We start from the raw sequence: 258 nt of genomic DNA, 5'->3' as shown, positions 1-258 counted from the left end.
GAGACCCCAGCTCACCCCTATGAGGTTGATGTGGGCTCCGCTGAACACGTCGAGCACCAGGATGATGCCGGCGATCGCGACGGCTACTCCGCCGAATGTCATGACGCTGGGGCGCCGACGGGTGGTGGCCCACACCCAGCCGACAACCAGGATCGGCGCGGTGTACTCCAGCAGCAGCGCCACGCCGACCGACAGGTGTGCGACGGCGTTGTAGTAGCAGAGCTGGGCGCCGGCGATCGGGATCAGGCCGTAGCCGAC

Annotated in this window: 1 protein-coding gene; it reads right to left on the bottom strand. The window is 67.4% G+C overall.

The window, feature by feature from the left end:
• A partial coding sequence (locus ACZY0B_RS28085) for an EamA family transporter (RefSeq protein WP_463767474.1) occupies positions 1–258 on the bottom strand: 258 nt, incomplete at both ends.

Source organism: Mycobacterium sp. IDUB_19, assembly GCF_055419445.1.
This window is presented reverse-complemented; position numbering and strand designations above follow the sequence as displayed.